The sequence below is a fragment of the Kyrpidia spormannii genome (genome assembly GCF_002804065.1).
Taxonomy (GTDB): Bacteria; Bacillota; Bacilli; order Kyrpidiales; family Kyrpidiaceae; genus Kyrpidia; species Kyrpidia spormannii.
Map to the genome: position 1 here is coordinate 3,033,377 of NZ_CP024955.1, position 14,894 is coordinate 3,048,270.

A 14,894-nucleotide genomic window follows, 5' to 3' on the forward strand; every position below is an offset into this window, starting at 1 on the left:
CTCCGGTCTTCACTGAATGAAAGCCGACGCGGGGGCGGGTCGACTGAACAGATACCCTTGACCCCACTCGACGCCCAAATTCGATACCGCCCCACACATCTCCCGGGTCTCGATGCCCTCCGCCACCAACATGGCGCCGACGGTGCTCGACAGCCTGGCCAGACTGCGGATAATCTCCCCGGCCCACGTCCCGTTCGCCGCCGCCCGGGTGAACACCATGTCCATCTTTAGCACGTCCGGACGGACGTGCAGCAGCCATTCGAGGCTGGCATACCCACTGCCCACGTCGTCCAGGGCCACCTTCGCCCCCGTCCGGTGGATCTGGTCCACTACCCGTTCGAGCTGGACCAGGTCTTTCACCGCCGCTTGCTCGGTGATCTCCACCGTCACCCTGTGCCCCCCCACTTCCCGGAGGTGCTCCACAACCCGCTCGCCATAGTTTGCCAGAGTGCTCGCCCGGACGTTGACAAACACCCGGCCCGGCGGGGCACCCTCCAGCGCTTTTGGAAACAAGGCCACATCCAATTGTTCGGCGATGCCCTGATCTTCGGCCCATTGAAACAACTGCAGGGGAGACGAAAGTCCCAGATCGGCAGGCCCCCGCACCAAGGCTTCATACCCCGCCACTTCTCCCGAGGCCAAATGAACGATGGGCTGATACACATGTTGCGACTGGGCAATGACTTCACGGTTCATGTCGGGCGCACAATCCTTTTCGACAAGATTCCTGCTGGATCCACGAGCGTCTTGATAGATGATTCAGCGAATGTTGGACATTTTCCTGCTCGGGAGGATCAAGAGACAAAAAAATCCGCCCAGCCACCTCCCGGCCGGGCGAATCTGTGCCTCCTCTCATGGCAGGGCGTCCAGGATCGCCTGGGCCACCACCTCGGCGGCAAAGGCTCCGACGACATCCACCGGCGCCTCCAGTTCCCCGGTCGCCAAGGCAAAAATCGTGTAGGCCTTTTTCTGGGATAGACGTCCGGCCTACGGTCTGGTAAGGTCAAACTGGAGGGAGCGCCCATGGCCATCCGCAAGCCTTTTTGCGTCAAAGATGTTCTTCAACGTCCGATTTTTCAGGACGCAAAACTCGTGGCCGGAAGGGACGGGTTGGAGCGTCCGGTGCGCTGGGTGCACGTCCTGGAGGTCACCGACGCCGCGGAGTTGCTCCATGGCGAAGAACTGATTCTCACCACAGGGGTTGGACTCGGCCGGGACGAGTCGCTGACTTTCCAGTATGTGCGGGGATTGATCGACAGAGGAGTCTCCGGACTGTGCATCGAGCTCGGCAAGTATTTTCCGGAAGTGCCCGAAGGCTTGCGCTCTTTAGCCGATGCCAGCCGGTTCCCCATTATCGTTTTCGAGCGACCCGTCCGGTTTATCGATATCACCCAGGACATCCACGCCCATTTGATCAACCGCCACCACGACCAGTTGGTGGAACTCGAACGGATTTCCCGCCAATTTTTACAATTGACGCTGCGCCCCCAAGGGTTGCGGCGAATTCTGGAACTCCTGTATCGAGAGACCGGCTGCCCCGTTCGACTGCAAGAGGAGGATGGGGAGGTGTTGGTGTACCCCGAAGACGCCGAAGCGGAGATGGCGGCTTCGGCGAGCGGAACCCCGGAAGGGACCGGCCCGGGACAGGGGGAAGCGCTCGACACCGAAGCTGCGGGGGCCGGGGAAGCCGCCGGGGAATCCCGGGGCCCTCGGGTGTTCTATCAACCCATCCTGGCCATGGACACCCGGGTCGGGGAGTTAAGCGTCGTTGTACGAGGAAAACCCACGGAGTTTTTGCATCTTGTGCTGGACCGGGCGGCCACCGCCATCGCACAAGAATTGTTGCGCCGCATGTCCCTGGAAGAGCGGCGCCTGCGAACCACGCGCCGGTGGATGGACGATCTGCTCCACCGGGGTGTGGATCATCTGCCCGCAACGGCGGCCAAACACCTGAGGCCGGAGACTGCCCTGGTCGTGACAGCGATCCTTCCTCTCCCCCGGGGAGGCGCGGTAGAGGCTGCGACGGCCCCCAACCCGGGCAGTGCCACACCAGGAACGCAAGCAGAAGAACCCGGGGAGGCGCTGAGGGACTCCCTGGAAGGGTCGCCGGAAGATCGCCTATTACTCCGGGCCGCCCGAATTCTCCCCCGGGTGTTTCAAAATTATGGTTTTACCGCTTGGTTGTCCCCGGTGGGAAACCACTGGGCTGTGATCGCGGCGAATACCCGGGCTACGGCGGACTCGGGGGGCACAAAAGGTACGCGGAATGGTGGACGTCCCCGGGGTGCGGTGGTTTCGAGTACGGGTACCCTTGTCCAGGAATCGTCAGAGCTGACGGGCAGCCGAAGGGCGCACACCCGTCCCGCCCGGGACTCGTTTCCCAGTCCGCCAGCAAGAGACAGCGATCCGGCCAGGAGCTTGGAACCCGAGGTCATGATGAGGGTTCGCGAGGCATTGAGGGAACTTATGCGCCGACTGTCTTCCGGCAATGCTGGAGACGGCCAGGAGTGGGTTGTGGGGATCGGTCGGATCGTGTTCCACCCGGCGAAGGTGTCCGAGGCGTGGCGTCAGGCCACCCATGCCCTGGCCGCCCAGATGCCCAGCTCCGGTCACCCTCTCGGCATCTCCTCGGCGATACCCGGCCCGCGGCTTTTGGCAGCCAGTGGATCGAAGAGCACCGCAAGCGTAGCAGGTCAAGCGGACAATGGCCAACCCCGAATCTCGTTTTTGTCCTACGACGACCTGTACACCTGGCAAGTATTCCTTCAAATGGACGAACGTGCCTTGGCCGAGTTCGTAGACGGCCAAATTGGTTCCTTGCTTGCCCACGACCGTTTACACGGAACGGAGCTTGTCGAAACGGCCCGGATGTTTTTCGCGTGCAATCAGTCTAAGCAACAGACCGCCCAAGCCCTGTTCATTCACCGGCAAACCCTTTATTATAGGTTGGAACAGATTTCGGCACTTCTGGGAGACGGTTGGAACCAGCCGCCCCGGCGCCTCGCCCTGGAGGTGGCCATCGATGCCGCCCGGTTCCTCGCCGCCCGCAGCCCCGGGCGGGGCGAATAAACACGTTCTCTATTCCTTGGGAGGCCATAAGGTTCTTTCAATCAACGGCAGGTACGCATCTGGTCTGCGTTGTGATAGGTATTGTACCTCTTGGGGTATGTCACTACAGATAGCAAGATCAATATCCCCGATTAACAGCCCGTTTTCATCGGCGGGTTCAATAACCCACTTTCCGTCCGGTCCGGCCAGGGCACTTCCTCCACAAAAGGTCACTTGCCCTTCTTTCCCTACACGGTTTGCCACAGCAACGAATACCCCGTTTTCCATCGCCCTTACTCGAGTATATAAAGTCTGATATTGTTGCCACGGGATCATGTTCGCCGTTGGGACAATGATCAACTGGGCGCCGCGAAGAGCTAGGATTCGGGCGGCTTCAGGAAACTCTATGTCGTAACAGATTAGGAGTCCCATACGACCCCAAGGTGTGTCAAAGACAGGAAAAGAATGACCAGGTGAAAACATAGTAACCTCAGCCCCAAAGAGGTGAACCTTCCTATACTGCCCGATGATTCCTTTCGGAGAGATTATGGCAGCTGTGTTATACAGTTGGCCGTCACCCGCCCGTTCTGGATACCCCAGAACTAGCCAAAGCTTGTAAGTACCTGCCATGTCCTGTAGAGATTCAAGATAAAGTTCGTGACGGTAAGTAGCTCGAAATTCTGCCGAGATGGAGTACCCCGTTACAAACATTTCCGGGAATATCACGAGGTCAGTTTGCGCCTTTGCAGCTTCCGATACGTAGTTTTCGATTAGAACGAGATTTGTCTCAGGATCGTTTAAGATCGGAGCCTCTTGAACCAAAGCCACTTTCATGTTACGTTCCCCTACCCTTCATAAACGATTCTCCCATTCATCATGGTAAGAATTACACGCGTATCGCGAATTTCAGTTGGATCTATGTCAAAGAGGTTGCGATCCAGGACTACAAGGTCAGCCCTTTTTCCTGGCTCCAGGGTCCCCAAGTCGTTCTCGCGAAACGCCGCGAATGCCGATCCCGCAGTATAGTCGGTCAAAACCTCATTCACAGAAAGCTTTTGCTCTGGATTCCAGCCCCCTACAGGCTGACCGTCATCATGCAATCGAGACACCGCACGATAAATTTCTGTGAAAGGATTAATAGTAACTACAGGAAAATCGCTGCCCAATGCTACCCTTGCACCATGCTCCTTGAGTGAACGAATCGCCCACAGATACTGTTCCCGTTCACCCGCATAGCGAACCCTGTAGGGGTTGTCTTCGAAGAACGGGGTAGCTCTCAGATGCTCAGGTTGCATAGAGGCAATAACTTCCAGTTCAGCAAATCTCGGTAGGTCGGCTGGATGAATAACCTCAATGTGCTCAATGGTGTGCCTAGCATCTCTACGACCATTTTTTACCCTTGCTAGTTCAAAGCAATCAAGTGCTAATCGTACGGCCCCATCTCCACATGCGTGAAAACGAACCCGAAACCCCTCTTTATCGGCTGCAACTGTCCATTCTTTCACAGTCTCAGGGGGAAACAAAGGGCGACCCGAAATGTCCGGTCGATCTGAATAGGGACTCAGTAAATACGCCGTATAGGTAACGGGAACACCGTCAAGGAATTGTTTGAGACCGGAAAACTGCAAAACATCAGATCGGTATGTCCGTCTAAGATATTGCGGCCACTCAAAATCTCCATCGAGAGCTGACAAAAAATGAATACGAGAGGTCAATTCTCCCGATCGTTCAAGTTCCTCGTACGTTTCTAGGTCTCCCAGGTTGAGACCAGGCAAAGGAAACATATCATGGACAGATGTAACACCTTGCCGTGCGCATTCCTTCAAAAAGCCTTTAATGAGGTTCCGGCGCCTGGATTTCGACAAGCTCAATGCTTCTTTCGCTAGACCCATAGCCGTTTCATACAAAAAGCCCGACGGACTCCCATCAGGTTCCCGTTCAATCCGACCAAAGGGCGGGTCAGGAGTTTCTTTGGTAATCCCCACCACTTCTAATCCCTTAGTGTTAAGCCAAGCACCGTGAAATTCGGCGTTGAACAAAAACACTGGACGATCTGGAATCAGTCGGTCCAAGGTGGAACGATGTGGTAAACGCTTAGAGTTCCAAAAAGTATGGTACCATCCCCAACCGAGAACCCACGGATCGTCAGGTCGCGTATCTGCGAACCGTTTGACCATAAGGGCCGCCTCCTCCTCAGACGTGGCCGAGGTTAAATCTACCGTTTCCAGACATAGACTGCCCAATACAACATGCAAATGAAAATCATGAAACCCCGGCATGATCAGTTGGTTCCCGAATCGGAAGACCTTCGTGTTAGGACCGCGAAGGTCTCGAACCTCAGAGAGTGACCCTACAGCTAAGATGCGATCACCCCCGACTGCTACACAGCCGGGCTCGGGACCTGCGGTCATTCCTGTAAACAATGCCTCACTTTCTAGAATCCAATCTGCCTTTCGCATGGACTTTGCCTCCCGCCTGGAAATTCTCAAGTTCTAAGAGTGGCTGGTACGTCTCGACTCGACGATCTCGTAAAAACTGTAAAAGATTACGTGCAAAACTTATATCCGTAAGATCGACAGTACATAAAAGCAAACCCTCTTGGTCACTTAATGATTCTTTTATCTCACCGAAGGGATCGCTCACAAATGAACCTCCGTAGAAAGTCATTTGATCTTCTTGTCCCACTCGGTTTACAGCCGCCACAAAAACACCATTGTAAATCCCCTGGGCTGAAATAGCCTTTTCCCAGGCTCTTTTAGTAGAAATATGTGGGTGTTCTGGCTCTGACCCAATTGCGGATGGGAAGAATAAAATTTCTGCCCCTCGTAAGGCCAGTATCCGGCTCACCTCCGGGAACCACTCATCCCAACAAATCCCTACGCCAATCACCCCGTATTGAGTGGCGTAAACAGGGTATCCTGTGTTTCCTGGAGAAAAATAATACTTCTCGTAATACTGTGGACTTTCTGGTATGTGGTTTTTTCGAGTGACTCCAAGCATCGTTCCGTCGGCGTCGAACACCGCCGCACTGTTGAAATACATTCCCTTCCCCGCCCGCTCGTAAAAGGGAACGATTAAAACAATCCCGAGTTCCGCCGCTACACGTCCCATACGTTCGAGCAGAGGCCCGTCAGTCGGCTGAGCTAAATTATAGTTTTCCATAGCAACCCGCTGCGGGAAATATTGCAAATGAAACAACTCCTGCAGGCATACAATTTGAGCACCTTTAGTAGCTGCATCCTGAATTGCTGAGATAGTACGTTCTATATTCGCTTCCGGATCTGGTGTGCAGTGTAACTGAATCAATCCCATTGTAACGGCACGCATGACTTGCCCTCCTCAAGATATGAACTCTTTTTCAATCCATCTCGCTAAAATCAAATTCAGGAGGACGTAGACGAAACATTTTCGTCAACACCGCCAAATAAAGGATGCCACAAATAGCCCACACGGCCCCAAGCAAAATGGCATGTTTGTCTAGACTCGTCCACAACCAGAACGTGACGATGGCACCGATTAACGGCAGGATTAAGTAACTAGGAATGTCCTTAAGAGTTCGCTTTTTTTCTCTCACAAAATAATGCGCAATCACAGATAGGTTTACGAAGGTAAAAGCAACCAGTGCCCCAAAATTGATAAAAGAAACAGCAGTTACGAGATCAAGTACCAAAGCGGTCAAAGAAAATAGCGTCACCAATAAGAGGTTGAACATCGGGGTGCGATAAGTGGGGTGAATATAACCAAAAACCTTTTTCGGCAATACCCCGTCCCTGCCCATGGCATAGAGCAATCTCGCCACGCTCGCCTGGGCGGACAATGCTGAGGCAAAACATCCTACCACATAACCGGCAATAAAAATTGAGGCGAAAAGATTGCCCCCGATAAAACGCGCAATGTCAAACGCAGCAGCATCCGGATTAGTAAACGAGTTATAGTCGGGGTATACGAGTTGAGTAAAATAAGACACGATAATGAACATTATGCCGCCAATCATTGTTACCAAGAGAATGCCCTTGGGGATAGTTGTTGAAGGTTCAATGGTTTCCTCGGTAAACGTAGAGACTGCATCAAAGCCGAGGAAAGAAAGACAAAGGATTGATGCTCCAGCCAGGATCATGGAAAAGGTACCATCAGGATTATTAAAAGGTAGTGTGGACAACAGGGTTCCCGCACCCTGACCCGAAAGCAGCCCTCTGATCGACAGGCCAACAAAAATAATCATGATCAGAACCTGAAACAGGATCAATAAGAGATTCACGTTTTTGGCCAAGCGTAGCCCCAGGATATTGATCACAGTGGCAAGGAGATTGAATAAAATAATCCATATCCAGGCTGGTACCCCCGGAAGTGCTGCAGATAGAAAGATACCAGCCAATAAATAGTTAATCATGGGGAGGAATAAGTAGTCCATGAGAACAGCCCAACCTACCAGGAAACCCAACTGAGGGCTCATTGATTTTTGGGTATACGTATATGCCGAGCCTGAAAACGGATAGGCCCTGACCATTTTCCCATAACTTAACGCGGTAAAAAACATACCAACAAGTGCCACTACGTAAGAAGCAGCGACTTGCCCATGGGTTGTCTGGGCGACCACGCCGTAAGTCGAGAATACCGTCATTGGAACCATATAAGCCAATCCAAAGAGAACCACTGGCCAAAGAGTCAAGCTTCGGTGCAAACGAACCTCCGAATTCATATCGCTTCTCCCTTCCCAAAAATGCACAGAGTTCTGCTAGTATGATAAAAACCTAGGTTTGGGAATCTCCTTCGACTTCCTCCTTCCGTGCTATAGATATCTAGGATAGAATGCAAGAAACGTGCCGGCATGTTACAGACGGTAACCCAGACTTTTGCGCCACCACAGCTTCTACACACAGTGTGTTTTATGCGCATCTGCATAATATATGATTTTGTGGATGAGTCCATGTAAGGTTAGCGGAATAACTAAGCGTTGACCCCCTTGCTCAATGAGCGATAATCTGCCATTTTCAGGACTATTACGCTGTACGTGACTTATACGAGATGCCGAGTTCTTGTTTATGCTCAGGCTGGCAAGTAAGATGAACTGTAAGTTGGTTAGGACACGACTGAATATCCACTGTGGTGCTCGTTTAAGTGAAAATAGCACCCTCCCCGACTAAGGAGTGAATTCCATGCCCGAGAACATCCAAGAATTTCGAAACGCTTTGCTCGCCGCGGCCCACCGTTTGGCAGCTCGGGGCCTGGTCCCGGGGACAACCGGCAATGTCAGTCTTCGGATTCCGGGAACCAACCGGTTTCTCATCACCCCAACCGGCATCCCCTATGACGGCCTCACCCCTTCGGACATGGTGGAGGTCAACCTGCAAGGCTCCGTCGTGGAAGGAAACCGAAAGCCTTCTAGTGAGACGCCCCTTCACACCCGCATCTACCACAACCACCCTTGGGCCGGAGCCGTAGTGCACACCCATTCGATGTTCGCCACCACTTTCGCCGTATTGAACGAGGCCATCCCCGCCGTCCACTACGTCATTGCAGGGATGGGAACGGATATTCCAGTGGCAAAATACGCCACTTACGGTTCCGAGGATCTGGCCGCAAACGCCGCCGAACTCATCTCGCCCGAGCGGCGGGCGATCCTTCTTCAAAACCACGGCGTCATTACGGTAGGCGGCCATCTGGATGAAGCCCTTCACCACGCTGAAACGGTGGAATATCTGGCGGAGCTTTACTATCGCGCCAGGTCCATCGGCTCACCGAATATCCTGCCGGACGAGGAAATCCGCCGGGTGGCGGAGAAGTTTAAAACATATGGACAACGATAAATTCTTCGCAACAAGGGGGAGTGCTTGTGTCAAAATCCTCCCGCCAACCATCTCATCGCCTAGATTCCATCGTGACGACTCACCCTTTAGAATGGCTTCAGGCAATTATTGCCTCGATTAACGATGGGATTCTTGTCATCGATAGCGCCGGAATCGTCAGAATGGTCAACCCTGAATATACGAAAATAACCGGTGTCCGACCAGATGAAATCATTGGCAGGCCCTTGCTCGATGTTCGGCCCGGTGCCCAGCTTGTGTCCGTCCTGCAGGACGGACACAGTCGGTCGGGTGTGTTTCGCAGTGAAGGAGGGGTAGAATACGTCGTGGACATGGCGCCGATCATCATCGATGGCAAGGTGGTCGGTGCCGTGTCGATCAGCAAGGCGATGACAGAGGTACATGCCCTATACCAACAATTAAAAAAACACAAGGAGAAAGTGGATATCCTCGAGAAGACTATCGGGTCCATGGCCAAAGCCCGGTATACATTTGAAGATATTATCGGAAAAGAAGGAGGGCTGCGCACCACCGTTACAATGGCGCGCAAAGCCGCAGAAACGGACCTGCCCGTACTCATTACTGGCGAAAGCGGGACTGGCAAGGAACTATTTGCCCAAGCAATCCATAACAAGAGTACCCGCGCCAATGGACCTTTTGTACCTGTCAACTGCTCGGCGATACCAAATGAGCTTTTGGAAAGTGAATTATTCGGTTACGAAGAAGGAGCTTTTACTGCCGCCAAACGGGGTGGTAAAGTCGGACTATTCGAGCTTGCCGATCACGGGACAATCTTTCTCGACGAAATCGGAGATCTTTCCTATCATCTCCAAGCCAAACTGTTGCGCGTCCTTCAAGAAAAAACTGTACGGCGGGTGGGGGGGACCCGGGAACGAACAGTTAATCTCCGCATTATTGCGGCGACCAACAAGAACTTGGATCAACTCATCCGGAAGTCCAGGTTCCGAGAAGATCTGTATTATCGACTCAGTGTGGTCAACCTGCACATTCCGCCCTTGAGAGAGCGAAAAGAAGATCTATTGCCTCTAATATATTTCTTTTTGGGAAATTCGACGGTCGAATCCGGAAAACCTTGTTACTCGATCAGTGAAGAAGCGATCAATGTCTTACAATCCTATGATTGGCCCGGTAATGTCCGAGAACTTAAAAATGCCATCGAATATGCGACCTGTATGGCAAACGACTGGACCATTACGGTAGAGGATTTGCCCAGCACCATCCCCAGGACCCTTGGAACTGTCAGGGAGCCATCAAGTACGTTAAAGGCCAAAGTCCGGGAACTTGAACTGGAGACAATCAGAGCGACCATAGAGAAATACGGAAACAGTACTGGGGCAAAGAAACGGGCAGCTCAGGAACTGGGGATCTCCTTGGCCACTCTGTACAACAAAATGAATAGCTCCCCCAAGTCCTAACCGGATCAAACGCAATATTTCTATCTGTTTAGAAAAACACATACTTATTTCTAGAAAACTAGAAATCACGGCTCAACAGCCGTGCTGCAGAAAAATGAGATTGGCCCAGCTGAAAGGCATAGACTTTGGCTCTCCAAGAAAGGGAATGAATTTTGCATGTGTTAATAATGCCACTCGGAATATGAATCAATGGGGTGAATACCTTGTCGGTTTTAAGGGGAATACGCATTTTGGACTTCACACAGATCCTGTCCGGGCCTTTCGCCACGATGTTACTGGCAGACGCCGGAGCCGAAGTCGTTAAATTGGAAAGACCAGACGGGGACCCTACGCGACACTGGGGCCCGCCCTTTATCGGAGGAGAAAGTGTTTATTTTGCCGCGTTCAACCGCGGAAAAAAAAGTGTTCAGTTGGATCTTAAACGTCCGGACGATCTTGGGATCGTTCGGCAATTAGCGCTTGCCGCCGATGTGCTTATTGAGAACATTCGGCCAGGTTCCCTAGAAAAATACGGATTGGGTGCCGCCGAGCTGCGCAAGGTTCACCCGGGGCTCATCTACGTCTCTATCCGCGGGTATTCCGAATTTTCCCGCCGGGCGAACGACCCCGGCCTGGAAGTCATGCTGGAGGCGGAATCGGGCCTGATGTCCATTACCGGCCCGGGGGAAGACGGTATGCCCGTGCGCCTTGGAGTTGCGGCAATTGACATGATGACCGGTCTTCTGGCCGTCAGTTGCGTCTACAGTGCGCTTTTGCAAAGAGAGCGTACCGGGGAGGGAGCCTATATCTCCGTCAGCCTGGAAGAAACGGCAGCGCTGCTCATGACTCACCCCTGGCTCATGTACTTGGCGGGAAATGTCGAATACAAAGCAGCTGGCACCGAACACCCGAACATCGCCCCCTATGAAATGTTTTCAACGATGGATCGCCCACTCATCCTGGGAGCTGTGGATGATCAACAATTTCGACGTTTGGCCCACGCCCTGGGCCATCCGGAGTGGCCGCAGAAGAGTGAATGGGCGACCAACGAAGCACGGGTGGCGGACAGAAGGCATTTACACGAGTCGATTGAAAAAGAGTTGGTCACCCGCACAGCCGAACATTGGAAAAATACGTTTACAAGGGCCAACTTGCCGGTGGCCATTGTAGAATCGGTGTCCTCGGCGGCGACAAAATGGGCGATGAGCAAAGTGCCCCGCATTACCGCGAGACACCCGACCATGGGGCTGCTCTCCTGGCCGACCTCACCGTGGAAGAAATACGGCGGGGAAATGACGGGACCACCCGTTTTGGGAAATGCTACGGATGAGGTCCTCAGAACTTGGCTGGAAGGTCGTTGAGGCAACAATGATAGGGGGGTGATCATCAAGGAAAGCATCTGTCAAACATCATTGTCGCCAGATTTTCTATATGAATACAAAAATACAGATCGGAGGTCATTCGATGATAAAAAAACGCCCGCTTCTTTCAACCCTAGCGTTAGTTTCTCTCGTACTCGCCGGTTGCAACACCGCCGCAAATACACCGACCAACAGCGGCAGTTCCGGCGGCAGTGCCGGGGGAGGAGGCGACACCGTCAAGGTGGCGGCCATCACTTCATTTACGACTTCTACTGCGCCCCTCGGGATACCCGGATATAACGCTGAAAAAATGGCAATTGACGAAATTAATGCCAAAGGAGGCTTGCTCGGCAAAAAAATTGAATTGGAGAAATTCGACGATAACGCCAAACCCAATCTTGCTTCACAATATGCTCAAACCGCCATCCTCAACGATCACGTTGTGGCAATCTTTGGACCCGTGTCCAGCGCAAGCGCTGCGGCCATTGAGTCGGTGGCGGCTCAGAACAAGACACTGGTCTTCTTCCATACGAGCAACGACATCAACTTGACCACGAAGGGGTTCACGAAGTACGCCTTCCAAGTTGTTCCGAATACGAACATGGAGGCAACGGCCGTGGCCCTATTCATCAAAGAAAAAGGGTGGAAGAGAATTGCGACCATTTCCCCCAACTATTCCTATGGCCGGGACACCGTCAACCATTTCTTACAGACACTGAAAGACGAAGGCGTTGACTATCAGGTCGTCGCCCAACAGTGGCCGCAACTCGGCACCACCGATTATAACAGCGACATCAGCGCGGTTTTGGCCGCAAAGCCGGACGTCGTTTTCAGCCCCCTTTACGGCGGGGATCTCGCCACCTTTGCAAAACAGGCCATCGGCTTTGGCCTATTTCAAAAAACCGCCTTCGTCAGCCAGATGGGCCCCACTGTACTCCAAACGTTGGGGAACGATGCTCCCGTCGGGGCATGGGGATACGCCCGGGCTCCCTTCTTTGCCATCGACACCCCCGGCGTGAAGGATTTTGTCGATAAATATCATAAACAGTACGGAGATTATCCGAATTCCTACGCCATTTTGGCATACACCGCCGTGCAAACCTGGGCCTACGGCGTTCAGAAAGCCGGAACCTTTGACGCCGACAAAGTGGCGGATGCCATCGCCGGAGCCACTATCGACACGATACGGGGCCCGATCACGATCCGCAAAAGCGATCATCAGGCGGAAGTCGGGGAATGGGTTGGACATATTGCAAAAACGGACAAGTATCCCTTTGCGATCTGGGAGGAGATCAAGTACTTTCCTCCGAGCCAAATCATGAATGCTCCCGCACCCTCGACGTCAGCACAATAGATCGGCATCGGCCAATAAGGACGTGAAGGAGTCGACACCATGGTTTCCATCTTGACGGGACTTTCAACGGCAGCCATTCTGTTCATCGTCTCCGCGGGACTCAGTCTGGTCTTTGGAACCATGCGAATTATTAACATGGCCCATGGTACCTTTTATATGATCGGGGCATATCTGGTCACCCTCGCCTTTGCCGGGCTCACGATGCGCGCCACCGGATTTGTCATCGCCCTGATTTTGGCCGCAGTACTGGTTAGTGTGCTCGGAATCGTCATCGAGATGTTCGTTTTACGACGCTTATACCAAAGTGAACATCTCTTCCAGCTCCTGGCGACCTGGGGGCTTATGCTCGTGCTTGAAGAGGTCACCTTGATCGTGTGGGGCCCCAACAATGTAACAGGGAGTATCCCCGGGGGTCTAAGCGGGAGTTTCGCCATCGGCGGACAGTCTTTTCCCTTTTACAACGCGTTCCTCATCGGTGCGGCCCTTGTCATCGCGGCGTTACTCTGGCTTTTGCTGAAGTTTACACCCCTTGGCAGGATCATCCGGGCAGCGGTCCAGGACACGGAGCTCATCTATACCCTTGGCGTAAATGTGAAGCGACTCTACACCCAGGTATTTGCCCTGGGGACCTTTTTGGCCGCCCTAGGGGGCGCACTGGTGGCACCGTCCACCTCGTTGGGCCCCGGAATGGACGCTCAGATTGTCATGGAGGCTTTCATCGTTTCGGTGATCGGGGGCCTGGGAAGCATCTGGGGAACTGCTCTCGGGGCTTTAGTCATCGGGTTGTTTCAATCCCTTGGGAACCTGATTGCGCCAGAGGTGGCGGCATTGGCTCCGTATCTCGTGATGATTCTGGTTTTGATCATTCGGCCGACAGGCATCTTTGGAAAGGCTGAGGCGTAGATGGCGAACGAAGCGAAAGTCCGTGCGGAGTCAACGCAGGCGGTGGAAACACCCAAGACCAGATTGGCCGGGTGGTTTTCCCTGATTGTCTTTCTGATCTTGGCAGGCGTTCCTTTTATGATGACGCTTGAAATGACACTGATCGTGGAAAGTGCCTTGGTTGCGGCGCTGTTCGCCCTGGCCACGAATTTCCTCGTTCGCGACGCCGGGTTGGTGAGCTTTGGACAAGCGGTGTTCTACGGGACGGGCGCCTACACCATCGGTTTGCTGTGGATGCACAATCGGTCGCCCTTCGAAATCGGGTTTGTGTTGGCTCCGTTCATTGCGGCAATCGTAGCTTTAATCATTGGAGCCCTGTCCCTTCGGGCTCGGGAGTTCTATTTCGCGTTATTGACACTGGGATTTTCACAGTTGTTTTACTCGCTGAGCATTCAGTTTTATTCTTTCACCCAGGGTGATACGGGGATTTTCGGCATTCCGTTGCCGGACTATCTGAGGAATCCCGTTTCTTCTTACGAGTTTATCTTAATCGTGGGCACTCTCGGAACCGTGGTGTTATGGTGGATTCGGCGCACTCCCTTTGGGCTCACCCTTCGGGCCATTCGCGACAACCGGACTCGTTCCCAAGCTCTGGGCGTCAACGTGTTCTCGGTCCAGCTTGCGGCCTTTGTGATCAGTGGATTTTTTTGCGGACTCGCGGGAGCGTTGTTCATTGTGTACCAACAACATGCCTATCCGGCGATGTTGAACTGGGAAGCCTCGGGAGTTCCGATTTTGATGTCGGTGCTGGGCGGCATGGGATCCTTCATAGGACCCATCGTCGGTGCGTTCATATACACGATTTTGCAAATGTGGGTGGGCACCGAAACCCAACACTGGCCGCTGTTTGTCGGCCTGATCGTCCTCGGGTTCGTTCTGCTGTACCCGGGCGGCGCTTCTCGGGCATTGTCTCAAATCCGGCAGCTATGGATGAAACGGGGGTAGAGCGATGGCCCATCACCCCTCTGAT

12 protein-coding genes are annotated in these 14,894 nt (G+C 53.3%); 7 read left to right on the forward strand and 5 right to left on the reverse strand.

What is annotated here, in order from left to right:
• Positions 1-9 precede the first annotated feature (9 nt).
• Positions 10-696 carry an EAL domain-containing protein gene (locus CVV65_RS14895; RefSeq protein ID WP_100668809.1) on the reverse strand — a complete coding sequence of 229 codons (687 nt, stop codon included), beginning with the start codon at positions 694-696 and terminating at the stop codon, positions 10-12.
• Between the two features lie 327 nt (positions 697-1,023).
• On the opposite strand from CVV65_RS14895, the gene CVV65_RS14905 reads away from it, so the two are divergent.
• Positions 1,024-3,069, forward strand: a complete 2,046-nt coding sequence (locus tag CVV65_RS14905; RefSeq protein ID WP_100668810.1) for a PucR family transcriptional regulator — start codon at positions 1,024-1,026, stop codon at positions 3,067-3,069.
• A gap of 9 nt (positions 3,070-3,078) precedes the next feature.
• On the opposite strand, the gene CVV65_RS14910 is transcribed toward CVV65_RS14905, so the two are convergent.
• Genes CVV65_RS14910 through CVV65_RS14925 form a run of 4 tightly spaced genes read right to left on the reverse strand, consistent with a single transcriptional unit; the run spans position 3,079 to position 7,747 of the window.
• Positions 3,079-3,882 carry a carbon-nitrogen hydrolase family protein gene (locus CVV65_RS14910; protein ID WP_100668811.1) on the reverse strand — a complete coding sequence of 268 codons (804 nt, stop codon included), beginning with the start codon at positions 3,880-3,882 and terminating at the stop codon, positions 3,079-3,081.
• Positions 3,883-3,893: 11 nt separating this feature from the next.
• Positions 3,894-5,507 carry an amidohydrolase gene (locus CVV65_RS14915; RefSeq protein WP_100668812.1) on the reverse strand — a complete coding sequence of 538 codons (1,614 nt, stop codon included), beginning with the start codon at positions 5,505-5,507 and terminating at the stop codon, positions 3,894-3,896.
• Positions 5,476-6,375 carry a carbon-nitrogen hydrolase gene (locus CVV65_RS14920; RefSeq protein WP_100668813.1) on the reverse strand — a complete coding sequence of 300 codons (900 nt, stop codon included), beginning with the start codon at positions 6,373-6,375 and terminating at the stop codon, positions 5,476-5,478. The genes CVV65_RS14915 and CVV65_RS14920 overlap by 32 nt, the downstream gene beginning before the upstream one ends.
• 31 nt (positions 6,376-6,406) lie before the next feature.
• A complete protein-coding gene (locus CVV65_RS14925; protein ID WP_100668814.1) occupies positions 6,407-7,747 on the reverse strand; it encodes an APC family permease in 1,341 nt (446 codons plus the stop codon).
• Between the two features lie 457 nt (positions 7,748-8,204).
• Between CVV65_RS14925 and CVV65_RS14930 the strand changes: the two genes are divergently transcribed.
• The 6 genes from CVV65_RS14930 (at position 8,205) to CVV65_RS14955 (ending at position 14,869) form a co-directional block, all read left to right on the forward strand.
• Positions 8,205-8,855, forward strand: a complete 651-nt coding sequence (locus CVV65_RS14930; RefSeq protein ID WP_100668815.1) for a class II aldolase/adducin family protein — start codon at positions 8,205-8,207, stop codon at positions 8,853-8,855.
• Positions 8,856-8,881: 26 nt separating this feature from the next.
• Complete coding sequence (locus CVV65_RS14935; protein ID WP_232796642.1) at positions 8,882-10,288, forward strand: sigma-54 interaction domain-containing protein; 1,407 nt, start codon at positions 8,882-8,884, stop codon at positions 10,286-10,288.
• Between the two features lie 194 nt (positions 10,289-10,482).
• Complete coding sequence (locus CVV65_RS14940) at positions 10,483-11,628, forward strand: CaiB/BaiF CoA transferase family protein (protein ID WP_269148828.1); 1,146 nt, start codon at positions 10,483-10,485, stop codon at positions 11,626-11,628.
• 103 nt (positions 11,629-11,731) lie between these two features.
• Positions 11,732-12,982: an ABC transporter substrate-binding protein gene (locus CVV65_RS14945; protein WP_157935549.1), complete on the forward strand. Its 1,251-nt coding sequence runs from the start codon at positions 11,732-11,734 to the stop codon at positions 12,980-12,982.
• Between the two features lie 39 nt (positions 12,983-13,021).
• Positions 13,022-13,885, forward strand: a complete 864-nt coding sequence (locus CVV65_RS14950) for a branched-chain amino acid ABC transporter permease (protein ID WP_100668818.1) — start codon at positions 13,022-13,024, stop codon at positions 13,883-13,885.
• Positions 13,886-14,869, forward strand: coding sequence for a branched-chain amino acid ABC transporter permease (locus tag CVV65_RS14955; protein ID WP_100668819.1), 984 nt, complete (start codon positions 13,886-13,888; stop codon positions 14,867-14,869). It begins immediately after the preceding gene.
• Positions 14,870-14,894: the final 25 nt, after the last annotated feature.

What these genes read in the sequence shown, in the direction of transcription:
- CVV65_RS14950 (WP_100668818.1), top strand. Translation starts at nt 13,022, where the DNA reads ATGGTTTCCATCTTGACGGGACTTTCAACGGCAGCCATTCTGTTCATC.
- CVV65_RS14920 (WP_100668813.1), bottom strand. Translation starts at nt 6,375, where the DNA reads ATGCGTGCCGTTACAATGGGATTGATTCAGTTACACTGCACACCAGAT.
- CVV65_RS14910 (WP_100668811.1), bottom strand. Translation starts at nt 3,882, where the DNA reads ATGAAAGTGGCTTTGGTTCAAGAGGCTCCGATCTTAAACGATCCTGAG.
- CVV65_RS14925 (WP_100668814.1), bottom strand. Translation starts at nt 7,747, where the DNA reads ATGAATTCGGAGGTTCGTTTGCACCGAAGCTTGACTCTTTGGCCAGTG.
- CVV65_RS14895 (WP_100668809.1), bottom strand. Translation starts at nt 696, where the DNA reads ATGAACCGTGAAGTCATTGCCCAGTCGCAACATGTGTATCAGCCCATC.
- CVV65_RS14905 (WP_100668810.1), top strand. Translation starts at nt 1,024, where the DNA reads ATGGCCATCCGCAAGCCTTTTTGCGTCAAAGATGTTCTTCAACGTCCG.
- CVV65_RS14915 (WP_100668812.1), bottom strand. Translation starts at nt 5,507, where the DNA reads ATGCGAAAGGCAGATTGGATTCTAGAAAGTGAGGCATTGTTTACAGGA.
- CVV65_RS14945 (WP_157935549.1), top strand. Translation starts at nt 11,732, where the DNA reads ATGATAAAAAAACGCCCGCTTCTTTCAACCCTAGCGTTAGTTTCTCTC.
- CVV65_RS14930 (WP_100668815.1), top strand. Translation starts at nt 8,205, where the DNA reads ATGCCCGAGAACATCCAAGAATTTCGAAACGCTTTGCTCGCCGCGGCC.
- CVV65_RS14955 (WP_100668819.1), top strand. Translation starts at nt 13,886, where the DNA reads ATGGCGAACGAAGCGAAAGTCCGTGCGGAGTCAACGCAGGCGGTGGAA.